A 14,232-nucleotide genomic window follows, 5' to 3' on the forward strand; every position below is an offset into this window, starting at 1 on the left:
GAAGATCGTCCATCAAGAACCGCTTAATGTCAATGTTCTTCCTGCATGTCGGAGCGTATGATCACAATATATAAGAGGCCGAGGAGTGAGGGAATTGAATCATGTGACAGCGAAATCAAATGTTCGCATATGGGAAGAAACCAGAGATATCCCAACCTATGGTACAGGTAAACCGGACAAAAATCCGATGTTTCTTGAAAAGAGAATCTACCAGGGGAGTTCGGGTAAGGTGTACCCGCATCCCGTGATCGACAGCATTGAAGATGAGGCCAAAATGAAGTCGTATCGATTAGTTATTCTCGAAAATGAATATGTACGTATCGAGATGATGCCCGAACTGGGTGGACGGATCTATCGTGCGCTGGATCGGACCAACAACTACGATTTTGTATATTATAACCGGGTGATTAAACCTGCTCTCGTGGGTCTGGCAGGGCCATGGATTTCCGGAGGAATTGAATTCAACTGGCCACAGCATCATCGGCCCAACACGTTTGGTCCAGTCGATTATACATTTGGCAGTAATCAAGATGGAAGCGCTACTGTGTGGGTGGGTGAGATTGACCGCATGTATGGTACCAAAATGACCGCTGGCTTCACATTACATCCCGGCAAAGCCTATCTTGAAATCCATGCCGAGGTATACAATCGCACCAGCGCACCTCAAACTTTTCTATGGTGGGCCAACCCGGCTGTAGCTGTCAACGATCATACGCAATCTGTGTTTCCACCTGATGTAACGGCTGTGCTGGACCATGGAAAACGGGACGTATCCCGCTTTCCCATCGCAACCGGCACCTATTACAAGATGGACTATTCCGAAGGTGTGGATATCTCCCGATACAAAAACATACCGGTTCCAACATCCTATATGGCGTATAAGTCGGATTATAATTTTGTAGGGGGTTATGACCATGGGATTCAGGCAGGTTTGTTGCATGTAGCCAATCATCATATTTCTCCGGGCAAGAAGCAATGGACCTGGGGGAACGGGGAATTCGGGCAAGCCTGGGATCGTCAGTTAACAGACGAGGGTGGACCTTATATTGAATTAATGACCGGGATCTACACCGATAATCAGCCTGATTTTACATGGTTACAGCCCTATGAAGCGAAATCATTCTCGCAGTATTTTATGCCGTATAAAGGAATTGGTATGGTCAAAAATGCAACGATTGATGCAGCGGTTAATCTGGAAATGGACGAAACGACCGGAATGGTAACCGTGATGGTATATGCGACGTCGGTTTTTGAACAAGTGACCGTTGAAGTGATAGGACCAACCATGGTATATCTCCATGAGAGATGTAATATCTCACCTACGGAACTATATAAATCTTCATTCCCGTGGAGCGGACAAGATGAATGGCATCAGGTGAAGTTAAGTGTTCGAACTGCGGAAGGAAAAGTACTTGTAGCCTATCAGCCTGAACGTACTGAGATTCACGAAGTTCCAGACCCGGCCACACCACTCCCGCTACCATCCGAGATTCGTACGAATGAACAACTATATCTAGCTGGTCTTCATTTGGAGCAATATCGGCATGCCACGTATGAACCGGAACCTTATTATCTGGAAGGTTTGAAGCGTGATGCGACGGATATTCGTCTAAACATAGCGTATGGCACTTTGCTGCTGCGAAGAGGATTGTTACAAGATGCTGAGAAGCATTTCAGACAGGCCGTACAATCGCTAACGTGGAAAAATACGAATCCATATGATAGTGAAGCTTTTTACCAACTCGGTCTGAGTTTGAAATTACAGGGGAAACAGGAAGAAGCCTACGCAGCACTGTATAAAGCCGTATGGTCTGCACAGTATCAGGATACGGGGTATTACATGCTTGCTCAGATCGATACGGCGTTACATCGAGACCTCGAAGCATTCGATCACATCGAACGTTCGCTGATTCGTAACACCAGAAATTATAAGGCTCGACATCTGAAGGTGGCTTTGCTGCGTAGATTGGGTCAGCATGAAAGGGCCATTCAATATGCGCGTGAAACGTTGGAACTGGACCCGGTTGAATTTGGAGCTGCACATGAATTAGCCCTGATCTACAGTGCAACTGCACCTTCAGAGAGAGAACAAGCGGAGCAAGCACGTGAGCATTTCCATCGTCTGCTGCGAGGAGACGTTCATAATTATCTAAACCTAGCCGCAGATTACGCGGATTGCGGGTTGTGGGAGGAAGCATTGAAGGTACTCTCTTATATTGAATCCGAAAATTTACAGCCGTATCCTATGGTTGGTTATGCTCAGGCCTACTTGTATCGTCAACTGGGGGATGTGGAGCATGCCCGGGAATGTCAAAAGCAGGGGGAAGCTGCTCCAACAGATTATTGTTTTCCTAATACGTTATTTGAATTCATGATGCTTCAGGATGCATTGGCAGTGGATTCGAATGATGCGCGTGCTCACTATTACCTGGGAAATTGGTTATATGATCATAAACGCTACGAGGAAGCAATCACCCATTGGGAAACTTCACGCGAGGTGAATGCTGCATATTCGACTGTACATCGGAATCTGGGACTGGCTTATTATAACAAGCTGAATCGCCCTGATCTTGCACTGGCATCATTAGAGGAAGCTTTCCGGTTGGATTCACAGGATGCCCGAATCTTCTACGAGTTGGATCAATTGCACAAGAAGATAGGGTATTCCTGCGAGCATCGAATCAAATTGCTGGAACAAAATATGGAGTTGATTCACCACCGTGATGATCTGTATATCGAGTGGGTGACTTTATTGAATATGCAAGGTAGTCATCAAGAAGCATGGAATGCCCTTCAGACCCGGCGGTTTCATCCATGGGAGGGTGGAGAAGGTAAGGTAACAGGACAATATGTTACGGCACTGACGGAACTGGCAAAGCGAAATCTGGAGAAACAACAACCTGAACTAGCATTGGAGCTGTTGAAGAAGGCTTTGGTTTACCCGGAGAACTTAGGTGAAGGTAAATTGGAGGGAGCCGGAGATAACCCCGTTTACTTTTATCTTGGTTGTGCCTACCAGCAACTGAAGAATAATCACGCTGCAGAGGAGAATTTCCACAGAGCATCAATCGGTCTGAATGAACCGGCAAGCGCGATGTTTTATAATGATCAACCGCCGGAATCCATCTATTATCAGGGTCTGGCCTGGCAGAAACTTGGCAATGTGAAGGAAGCAAACCGACGCTTTAACAAACTCATAGACTATGCGGAAAGACATATGCATGATCACATCCGAATGGATTATTTTGCGGTATCTCTGCCCGATTTCCTAGTGTTTGACGACGATCTCAATCAGCGAAATGAAGAACATTGCAGGTATATGCGGGCATTGGGTCTTCTGGGGCTGGGGCGGACAAGTGAAGCCAAACTTGAGTTGGAGCGGATATTGGAGAAAAACCCGAATCATCAAGGGGCAATCATCCATCGATAATTGATAATCGTTTCAACACATCCCATTTATATCGAAGGAGTTATATAATCCATGAATGATACTATAGCAGGTAGCCAGATTCGTTTCATATTGGATGCGGAAGATAAAGAGATTCGTGCGGGTCGCATGACTGGCAGTGGCGGCAAAAGCCCACGAGGGGAATCGTATGATTTTACAAACTATTATATGACTCGTAATGCTAAACCCCATATTCCCGTGGTAGGTGAGTTTCATTTCTCCAGATTCGCTTACTTGCAGTGGGAAGAAGAATTACTGAAGATGAAGGCAGGCGGGGTGAGCATTGTCGCTTCCTATGTTTTCTGGAATTTTCACGAGGAGCAGGAAGGCGAATTTAATTGGTCAGGAAATCTGAATTTGCGGCACTTTGTGGATCTGTGTGGCAAACATGAGCTGCCTCTGATCGTACGAATTGGTCCATTCTGTCATGGGGAAGTGCGTAATGGTGGAATGCCGGATTGGTTATTCAGTTATCCATTCGAAGTCAGGTCGAACGATGAAGGGTATCTGTATTACGCCAAGCGATTATATCGGGAGATTGCCCGTCAGCTCAACGGCTGTTTTTATCAGGAGGGTGGCCCTGTTATCGGGGTACAGTTGGAAAATGAGTATATGCACGCTGGCGCACCCATGGATGCCTGGGGATATACCCGCGAAAAATACATTTCCTCCGGCCGGGACGGGCGAGAACATCTGAAGATGCTTCGCCATATTGCCGAAGAAGTCGGTATGAAGCCGATGTTCTATACTGCCACGGCCTGGGGCAATGCTGCGGTGCCTGAAGAAGGAACATTGCCTATGCTAGCGGGGTATGCGTACACACCATGGATTCCCAATCAGCCTCCAAGCCGGGAGTATTTGTTCCGGGATCTGCATATGAATCCTGTGGAAGAAGTGGATTATGACAGTCTGGAGTACCCCGCTGCGTACTGCGAGCTTGCAGGTGGCATGCAGGTCAGTTATCACGCTCGTCCGGTTGTTGATGCGGACAGTGTCGAGGCGATGACCATTGTGAAACTTGCGAACGGCAGCAATCTGGTTGGGTATTATATGTATCACGGGGGGACCAATCCGATAGGCAAAAATTCATATATGAACGAGCAGGCATTGCCGAAAATGACGTATGATTACCAATCGCCACTCGGGGAATTTGGGCGTGTTGGTGAATCGTATGACCGCATTCGTACCTTGTCCATGTTCCTGGAAGCATACGGTGAGTTACTTGCACCAATGGGCTGTGTTGTACCGGATGGTCAACATGCGATAACACCGGAGAACACGATGGATATGCGCTGGTCTGTTCGCCAACAAGATGGCTCGGGATTTCTGTTCATGAATAATTATCAGGATCATGTGGCGATGCCTGATCGTGATATACAATTGGAGCTGCATACCAGCAAAGGGACTGCTTTTTATCCAAGAGAAGGAACGATGCAACTGAAATCCGGCATGGCAGCCATTCTGCCTTTCCATATGAATCTGAGTGGAATGAAGATCATTAGTGCTACCGTTCAGCCACTGACCCGATTTATGGTAAATCAGGAGCTTACAGCTGTCTTTTATGCCCATGATGGCATGATGCCTGAGTATGTTATTGATGCATCATCTGTTACAAATGTGGAGATGCCCGAAGGTACAATATCAGAGCAGGGGAATGAAGTTGTGATACATCCGATTGCCGGCAAGGACCATCATCTGCGATTCACAACATCGGACGGTATAATCATACGAATCATTACATTGACCCGTGAAGAGGCCTTACAAGCCTACCGTTTCCGTGTGGGCGGAGAAGAAAGGCTTGTAATTAGCAGTAGTCATCTGTATGTACAGAATGAGATGCTCCTATGTACATCCGTGGAGCAACCAGAGATGGAGGTATCCTTTTATCCGGCTCCAGAGCATGTTTCAGCTTCTAAATATGCTGTGTCATCCCGGTCGAAGCGGGGAATATTCGGTACGTATACATTCCAAGTTTCGCCTTACGAGCCTGCTGTAGAGGTTGATTATGCCAAAGAGTATGCAGCAACACTGAGATTGGACACAGCGTGGCCGGAACAAGTAGATGACGTGTGGATTGAGATTGATTATGAAGGAGATGTTGCTGCAGCACATATTCATCATCAGATGTTAACAGATCATATTCACTATGGGCACAGCTGGATGCTTGGTTTGAAGCAATCCCGTCATTTACTGGCCGATCACGCGCTTCGTCTGTCTATAACCCCAATTCGAAAAGGGACGACTGAGAGTTATGTTAATCAGGCTTATGTGGAGCGGTTTGAGGGTGTGGAGATTGGAAAGTTTAATGAGATTCGGGTGAGACCACAGTACCGGGTTGGGTTGGTATTGACGGGTGTTAGAGAAGACACTTAGTCTAAATTAGGGATTAAACAACAGATAAACAAGACTTAAACAAGAGTTAACTTTCGTTAATAATACAGAGGGTTCTTTCTCCGAACGATTGTGAGGGGAGAGAGCCTTTTTTGCTGTGTTATGTAAAAACAAATGATTCCTAATCATGGTAAAAAGATCTTGACTGGTAAGCGTTTTCAATTTATTATAACTTCATAACCTTAACGATAAAGTTTATTTAAACTAAATAACGTAACTTATATAAAGTTATTTGTTATTTATTTAATAACCAAAAAACTTCTATTACCAACGATTTTAGTTAACTTCTTGCCTAGAGCAGGGTTAATTGAAATAAAAAAACAAATACAGGAGGTTCCAAAAGAATGGTTAATCTGAAAAAGTGTACAATCTTCACGGTTATTGCTGCTCTCATGTTCATGGTATTAGGGAGTGCAGCACCCAAAGCATCTGCTGCTACAGGTTTTTATGTAAGCGGTAACAAGTTGTACGATTCCACAGGCAAGGCTTTTGTCATGAGAGGTGTTAATCACGGACATTCCTGGTTCAAGAATGATTTGAATACCGCTATCCCTGCCATCGCCAAAACAGGTGCCAATACGGTACGCATTGTTCTTTCGAATGGTAGCCTGTACACCAAAGATGATCTGAACGCTGTTAAAAATATTATTAATGTGGTTAACCAAAATAAAATGATAGCTGTACTCGAGGTGCATGACGCCACAGGGAAAGATGACTATAATTCGTTGGATGCGGCGGTGAACTACTGGATTAGTATTAAGGAAGCTTTGATTGGCAAAGAAGATCGGGTAATTGTCAACATCGCCAATGAATGGTATGGAACGTGGAATGGAAGTGCGTGGGCTGATGGTTACAAAAAAGCCATTCCGAAACTCCGAAATGCGGGAATTAAAAATACGCTCATTGTGGATGCAGCCGGATGGGGACAGTTCCCTCAATCCATCGTGGATTACGGACAAAGTGTATTTGCAGCCGATTCTCAAAAAAATACGGTCTTCTCCATTCATATGTATGAGTATGCTGGCAAAGATGCTGCAACGGTCAAAGCCAATATGGAGAATGTGCTGAACAAAGGATTGGCTCTGATCATTGGTGAATTCGGGGGATATCACACAAACGGTGATGTGGACGAGTATGCCATCATGAGATATGGTCAGGAAAAAGGGGTAGGCTGGCTTGCCTGGTCTTGGTACGGAAACAGCTCCGGTCTGAACTATTTGGACATGGCAACAGGCCCGAATGGAAGCTTAACGAGCTTTGGCAACACCGTAGTTAATGATACCTATGGTATTAAAAACACTTCCCAAAAAGCGGGGATTTTCTAATCCGCCGATGAAACAGGAACACTCTGACGTTCACGTCAGGGTGTTTTTTTAATAAAATAGTTCAATCTATAATGACTTTTGAATATTTCCGTTTGGTTTTAAAATATTTTGTTTTCAAAATAAAACAAAGATGTTAAACTCGGATTAGGAATAAAACAAACATTATCGGAGGGAAACAAATGGTACAGAGTTTATGGAATGCATCGCAGGCATCTGAGAAAACAACAGGACTTGAGCAGTTGGTTTACCGATCCAATCTGATTGGGACTGATCGCAGTGTATGTAACATCTACGGTGGTAATACGTCTACCAAAACGACAGTGAAGGATTTTCGTGGTCGTGATGTAGAAGTAATGTATGTGAAGGGAAGCGGCTCTGATCTGGGTTCCATGGAAGCGAAACATTTTACCGGACTTGGGCTCGAAGACATTCGACCATTAATTGAACGTGAATCCATGTCGGATGAAGAGATGGTTGAATATCTGGGACATTGCATGATTGATGCCAAGCACCCACGTGCATCTATCGAGACTCTGCTGCATGCGTTTCTTCCATATAAACATGTTGATCATACGCACCCGGATGCCATTATCAGCTTGTGCTGTGCACATAACGGCAAGGAATTGGCGAGAGAGATCTACGGTGATCGTTTTGTATGGGTACCTTACGTACGTCCAGGATTTACGTTATCTAAAATGATTGCTGAAAGCGTATTCTCGAATCCCAATGCGGAACTCGTACTGATGGAAAAACACGGACTTGTGACCTGGGGAGAAACATCAGAGGAATGTTATGCTCAGACCATCAAGATCATCAATGAAGCAGAAGCTTTCATCGAAGCACGGGTGAACGAAGGAAGTTTGTTCGGTGGTGTGAAACACCCGGCACTCGCCGCTGATGTTCGTCGTCAGATCGTATCACGTGTAATGCCAACAATTCGTGGAGCGGTATCGGATAGCAAAAAAATGATTTTGTCCTTTGACGATCAAGAGGACGTACTTGCTTTTGTGGGCGGAGCAGATTCCCCGGAATTGTCACAGGTGGGTGCAGCTTGCCCGGATCATCTGGTACATACCAAAGTGGTACCTCTGTTCATTGATTGGACACCGGATGCGGAAGATATTGAAGGTTTAAAAGCCAAGCTGGTAGAAGGTGTGGCTGCCTACAAAGAGCAATATCAACAGTATTTTGAGAGCAACAAAAACGAAGGTGATGTCATGTTCGAAGCGGCACCACGCGTTATCCTCATTCCAGGTGTGGGCATGATCAACACAGGCAAGAGCTGGGCGCTTTCCCAAGTAAGCGGAGCGTTGTATCACAGAGCGATTGCCGTTATGCGTGGGGCTACTAGCTTGGGCCAATTCGTATCACTCAGTGCAAATGAATCTTACAATGTGGAATACTGGCCGCTGGAATTGTACAAATTGTCTCTGGCTCCGGCAGAAACCGAGTTCTCCCGTAAAGTGGCATTTATTACAGGCGGCGCAGGCGGTATCGGAAGTGAAACAGCACGCAGATTGGTATCTGAAGGCGCCCATGTGGTGCTTGCTGATCTCAACTTGGAGGGCGCACAGAAAGTAGCACAGGAAATTAATGATCAGTACGGTGCGAATCGTGCTTATGCGCTGAAAATGGACGTAACCGATGAGGAAGCCGTTCAATCTGCTTATGCTGATGTTGCGGTGCAATATGGCGGAGTGGATATCATCGTGAACAATGCCGGATTGGCCACATCCAGCCCATTTGACGAAACATCCCTGAAAGAATGGAACCTGAATATGAATGTACTGGGTACAGGGTATTTCCTTGTGGCTCGTGAAGCGTTCAAGCTGATGAAACAACAGGGTATTGGTGGAAGCATGGTATTTATCGGGTCCAAGAACTCGGTGTATGCAGGTAAAAGTGCCTCGGCTTACAGCTCAGCGAAAGCGCTGGAAGCACATCTGGCACGTTGTATTGCAGCAGAAGGTGGAGAGTATGGTATTCGTGTCAACACGATTCTTCCAGATGCCATTCTACAGGGTTCAGCGATTTGGAACGGTTCCTGGAGAAACGAACGTGCAGCGGCATATGGAATTGAACCGAATCAATTGGAAGAGTATTATCGCAAACGGACGACATTGCTCGTGAATATCTATCCAAGAGATATTGCGGAAGGAATCGCATTCTTTGCTTCTTCGAAATCCGAAAAAACAACCGGTTGTATGATGACCATTGATGGCGGAGTACCGGCAGCATTTACACGTTAAAATAGGAGGGTTCTTGCGGATGGATAACCAAGTCAAGCAAGCGTATGAAGCAGCCAAGGCATTGTATGCCCAGCACGGAATTGATACGGACGAGGTACTGAACAAACTCGCGGAGATCAAAGTTTCCGTACACTGCTGGCAAGGCGACGATGTCAAAGGTTTTCTGAATAAAGATGGGGAGTTAACAGGTGGTATTTCGGTTACAGGTCAATATCCGGGCGCTGCGACCACACCTGTAGAGCTTCGTAACGATCTGGAGCAAGCTTTTGCTCTGATTCCCGGCAAACATAAGGTCAATCTGCACGCGATTTACACGGATACAGACGAGCAGGTTGAACTGGATCAGATTGAGCCAAAGCATTATGAGAACTGGGTAAAATGGGCCAAAGAACAAGGACTCGGTCTGGACTTCAACCCAACATGTTTTTCCCATGAAAAATCAAGTGACGGATTCACGCTCAGTCATCCAGACCCTGAAATTCGCAAGTTCTGGATTGATCACTGCAAGGCATCCCGCCGGATTGGTGCATATTTCGGGGAACAGCTTGGTCAGACTTGTGTAACCAATGTATGGGTACCGGACGGATTCAAAGATAATCCGGTTGACCGGTTGACACCACGCAAACGTCTCAAAGAATCGCTGGATGAAGTATTCGGCGAACCACTTAACCCGGAGCACAACCTGGACGCGGTAGAGAGTAAGCTGTTTGGTCTCGGTTCGGAAGCGTATGTGGTGGGTTCTCATGAATTCTATATGGGTTACGGTTTGCAAAATGATACGTTGATCTGTCTTGATGCGGGTCATTTCCATCCAACAGAGGTTATTTCCAATAAACTGTCGTCCTTGTCACTGTTTACAAGTGGCATTCTGCTTCACGTAAGCCGCCCGATGCGCTGGGACAGTGACCATGTGGTAATTATGGACGATGAGTTGCTGGAAATTGCCCGTGAACTGGTTCGACATGATCTGCTTGCGACCACACATATTGGACTGGATTTCTTTGATGCAAGTATTAACCGTGTAGCTGCATGGGTTGTGGGGACACGCAACACGATCAAAGCTCTACTGCGTGCGATGCTCGAACCAGTGGATGCCTTGAAACAAGCCGAATTGGAAGGGGATTACACGTTACGCCTTGCATTAACGGAAGAATTCAAATCCTATCCGTTTGGTGCAATCTGGGACTACTATTGTGCTCAGCAAGGCGTACCAGTTCGTGAAAAGTGGATCACTGATATCAAAACCTATGAACAAGACGTATTACTACAGCGTGATAAATCATTGGTGTAACCGCATTTATTTTTCGTATAAACCACTATGGAATGAAAATTCCATGGTGGTTTTTTTGGCATAATCACGCTGAAATGCATAACTGAGGCGATTGCTTCCATACTAGGAATATAGATCCGTATCGTATACGATTGCCACGCAGAGGAGGAATAACAGAGTTGAATCTAGCCCACAACAAACTGTATATCGCTGCACTTGGCGGCGTGAATGAAATAGGGAAGAATATGTATTTCATCCAGTACCATCAGGACATCATCGTGATTGACTCTGGTTCGAAGTTTCCCGATGAAACATTGCCTGGTATTGATCTGATCATTCCGGATGTAACGTATTTGCTGGAGAATCTGGATAAAGTAAGGGGTCTTGTGGTTACCCATGGACATGAAGATCACATTGGTGGCATTCCCTATTTGTTAAAACAAATGAACATCCCGGTGTATGCATCCAGGCTCACTCGTGGGCTGATCGAACTTAAACTGAAAGAACATGGGTTGCTGCGCAAAGCCGACTTGCATACGATCGATGCTCATTCCAGCATTACGCTGGGAGGGATCGAGGTTTCTTTTTTTGCAACCAGCCATAGTATACCGGATTGTCTTGGTATCTTTTTTCAGACCCCAGCAGGGAATGTTGTGCATACCGGAGATTTCAAATTTGATATGTCGCCTGTACATGGACCCTTCCCAGATCTGCACCGTATGGCCGAGATTGGCAAACAGGGTGTCCATATTTTGCTCTCCGAGAGTACCAATGCAGAAAGACCCGGATTTACACCTTCCGAGCGTGTTGTGGGGGATCACATTCTGGATGCCTTTATCCGTGCAAAACAAAAAGTATTCATCTCTACCTTTGCGTCGAATGTCAGCAGGGTACAGCAGATTGTGAATGCAGCATTCGAGACGGGGCGCAAACTGGCACTGTTGGGCAGAAGTATGGTGAATGTGGTATCGGTGGCCAGTGAATTGGGGTATTTGCAAGTTCCTGACGGATTGTTGATTGAAGCTATCGATTCGGATCAGTTTCCACCTGAACAAGTTGTTGTATTATGCACCGGTAGCCAGGGAGAAGCGATGGCAGCATTGTCACGTTTGGCTTCCGGTAAGCATCCTCACGTAAGAATTAACGCCGGGGACACGGTCATTATTGCGGCCGGAGCCATTCCGGGCAATGAACGAAATCTTGCACATGTAATTGATAACCTGTATGTTCTCGGAGCACGTGTGATATATGGTTCAAGTGGTGCCGCCGGGATGCATGTATCCGGACATGGCAGTCAGGAAGAACTTAAATTGATGCTTACTCTGATGAAACCAGATTATCTGATTCCGATCCACGGTGAGTTTCGCATGTTGTATCAGCACAGACTGCTTGCGGAGTCCGTAGGTGTAGAGCGTGATCATGTGTTCATCGTGAATAATGGGGACATGGTCCAGTACAAAGACGGCATTGCTTCGCTGGGTCCCAAAATTGCGTCGGGAAATAGTCTCGTAGACGGTCTGATCATGGGTGATGTAGGCAATATTGTACTGCGTGACCGCAGGCAACTGTCCTCCGATGGCATGCTGGTGATTGTGACTACACTGAGCAAAACGGAAAAACAGATGGTCACGTCACCCGAAATTATCTCCAGAGGGTTTGTATTTGTTAAGGATTCGGAAGAATTCATGCATGAGATCCACGAGCTTGTTCTAAACCGAATGGGGGAGTTGACCGGCGCTGGTGTGAATCAGTGGAATGTGATCAAAAGAAAGCTAAAAGACGAGATCGGTCACTATATTTACGCTCAAACAAAGAGAAGACCTATGATCTTGCCTATTATTATTGAAGTCTGAGACCGTAAGGAAAAGGGAACGTTTTTGTGCGGATGGTCTGAGCAAACGTGTATATTGAAATTTAACAGCCTGATGAATGTCGGATCATACTTCTGTATGAACGTCACATTGCCATCGGGCTTTTGCTGTTTATTCGGAGTTGTACAACCGTGATGTGCATTAAATTGAGTATGAATCAAATTCGCCATAGGTTTGCGATTCGAAGTATAATATAAGGTAAACTATATGAATTGAACTAAACATTCACACGAGAACGTAGAGGACAGAAAGAACCTGAAGAAGCGGAGCGTTCGCCTTTATCTCCGGATGTTCACCTTTGAAAAAGTAAATCAAAACCTCTGGGGATAACAGCGATCGGAAGGTTGTTCTGTCATCGGAGTGGTAAGTGTGAATATTCTTGAGCTCAATTTATATAGCTAATAGAAACAAGAGGAGTCTTTATGAATAAAACGATTTCTGATATCGCTCAGATGGCAGGTGTGGCAAAAAGCACGGTCTCTCGCTTCCTGAATGGCGGATCGGTTAGTGAAGATACACGCCAGAAGATTGAGCGTATTATCAAACAATACAATTATGTTCCCAACACATTTGCACAGAGTCTGAAGGCTAAGAAGACCAGTATTATAGGTACGGTTGTGCCACGTCTTGATTCTTTTGCAACATCCCAGACATTGATCGGAATTGATGAAGAACTGCGGAGTAATCAGTATCAGATGCTGATCGCAAATACGAGTCAGGACATGCAGCGCGAGATTGATGCCATCTATGATTTTGCACGACAGAAGGTATCGGGTATTATTCTGCTGGCTGCTGAAGTGACCGAAGCACATCTGAAGGCCGTTGAGGATATACGGATTCCGGTGTTATTGGTGGGACAGCAGCATGAGCAACTGCACAGTCTAGTTCACAATGATGATCAGGCAGGTTATGAGATGGGCAGATATGTCGTCGAACAGGGTCACCGCAAGATCGTGTATATGGGAGTTAGCGAGAAGGATCGGGCGGTAGGGATCTATCGTAAACAAGGGTTCCAGCGAGCAATCGCTGAGTGTGGTGGATGTGAAGTGAAGTATTATGAGACAAGCTTTAAGATGTCGGAAGCCATCGTTACCGCTGAAGCCATTCTGAAAGAAGTCACACCAACGATCATCGTAGGGGCCACGGATAATATTGCACTGGGTGTGATGAAAATTGCGTTCTCCAATAAAATTCGCATACCGCAAGATTTGTCTGTTACCGGATTTGGCGGATATGATATTACGGAGATGATTCACCCCACGCTGACTACTGTGAAATATCATTATTTGCAGGCAGGCAAAGTAGCGGCAAATCACATTATTCGTCTGGTCAAAGGCGAGTCGGTGGAGGAACGAACAACACTGGACGTAGAACTAATTCCTCGAGAAAGCGTTGACAAATTATAAAAACATCCTTTATGATAATTCCATCGAACCGGTTCCATTATGAATATCCAATACGGATATGCGAATACGGGCAGGCATTAATGCCATGGAATTATTTTTTTGCGTCGAATGGAACCGGTTCCTATAATTGATTTTCGTATAAGTTAAATAAGAAATAAGCATTTACGGAGAGGGCAGAAAAAATCTGAAGAAACGTAGTGTTCGCTTAAAGCTTTCTGTAAGAAAGCTACTTCGGAAGCATAGGCTAGCACAGGATTTCACCCTTTAGAAAA

At 45.5% G+C, this 14,232-nt stretch carries 7 protein-coding genes; all 7 read left to right on the plus strand.

The annotated features are described in order from the left end of the window. The first annotated feature begins 94 nt into the window (after nucleotides 1–94). The 7 genes from BS614_RS17270 (at nucleotide 95) to BS614_RS17300 (ending at nucleotide 13,960) form a co-directional block, all read left to right on the plus strand. Nucleotides 95–3,430, plus strand: coding sequence for a DUF5107 domain-containing protein (locus BS614_RS17270; RefSeq protein ID WP_074094864.1), 3,336 nt, complete (start codon nucleotides 95–97; stop codon nucleotides 3,428–3,430). A 51-nt stretch (nucleotides 3,431–3,481) separates the two neighbouring features. Next, complete coding sequence (locus tag BS614_RS17275; RefSeq protein ID WP_074094865.1) at nucleotides 3,482–5,821, plus strand: beta-galactosidase; 2,340 nt, start codon at nucleotides 3,482–3,484, stop codon at nucleotides 5,819–5,821. Between the two features lie 410 nt (nucleotides 5,822–6,231). Beyond that, nucleotides 6,232–7,164 carry a glycoside hydrolase family 5 protein gene (locus BS614_RS17280; RefSeq protein WP_370739085.1) on the plus strand — a complete coding sequence of 311 codons (933 nt, stop codon included), beginning with the start codon at nucleotides 6,232–6,234 and terminating at the stop codon, nucleotides 7,162–7,164. A gap of 179 nt (nucleotides 7,165–7,343) precedes the next feature. Next, nucleotides 7,344–9,413: a bifunctional aldolase/short-chain dehydrogenase gene (locus BS614_RS17285; RefSeq protein ID WP_074094866.1), complete on the plus strand. Its 2,070-nt coding sequence runs from the start codon at nucleotides 7,344–7,346 to the stop codon at nucleotides 9,411–9,413. A gap of 19 nt (nucleotides 9,414–9,432) precedes the next feature. Next, nucleotides 9,433–10,704, plus strand: a complete 1,272-nt coding sequence (gene rhaA, locus BS614_RS17290) for an L-rhamnose isomerase (RefSeq protein ID WP_074094867.1) — start codon at nucleotides 9,433–9,435, stop codon at nucleotides 10,702–10,704. A 158-nt stretch (nucleotides 10,705–10,862) separates the two neighbouring features. Next, nucleotides 10,863–12,536, plus strand: a complete 1,674-nt coding sequence (locus tag BS614_RS17295; RefSeq protein WP_074094868.1) for a ribonuclease J — start codon at nucleotides 10,863–10,865, stop codon at nucleotides 12,534–12,536. 440 nt (nucleotides 12,537–12,976) lie between these two features. Next, nucleotides 12,977–13,960 carry a LacI family DNA-binding transcriptional regulator gene (locus tag BS614_RS17300; RefSeq protein ID WP_074094869.1) on the plus strand — a complete coding sequence of 328 codons (984 nt, stop codon included), beginning with the start codon at nucleotides 12,977–12,979 and terminating at the stop codon, nucleotides 13,958–13,960. Nucleotides 13,961–14,232: the final 272 nt, after the last annotated feature.

The sequence above is a fragment of the Paenibacillus xylanexedens genome, assembly GCF_001908275.1.
GTDB lineage: Bacteria > Bacillota > Bacilli > Paenibacillales > Paenibacillaceae > Paenibacillus > Paenibacillus xylanexedens_A.

Bases quoted from the DNA above. Each gene is read 5' to 3' on its own strand.
- BS614_RS17285 (WP_074094866.1), top strand. From the start codon at position 7,344: ATGGTACAGAGTTTATGGAATGCATCGCAGGCATCTGAGAAAACAACA.
- rhaA (WP_074094867.1), top strand. From the start codon at position 9,433: ATGGATAACCAAGTCAAGCAAGCGTATGAAGCAGCCAAGGCATTGTAT.
- BS614_RS17275 (WP_074094865.1), top strand. From the start codon at position 3,482: ATGAATGATACTATAGCAGGTAGCCAGATTCGTTTCATATTGGATGCG.
- BS614_RS17280 (WP_370739085.1), top strand. From the start codon at position 6,232: ATGTTCATGGTATTAGGGAGTGCAGCACCCAAAGCATCTGCTGCTACA.
- BS614_RS17300 (WP_074094869.1), top strand. From the start codon at position 12,977: ATGAATAAAACGATTTCTGATATCGCTCAGATGGCAGGTGTGGCAAAA.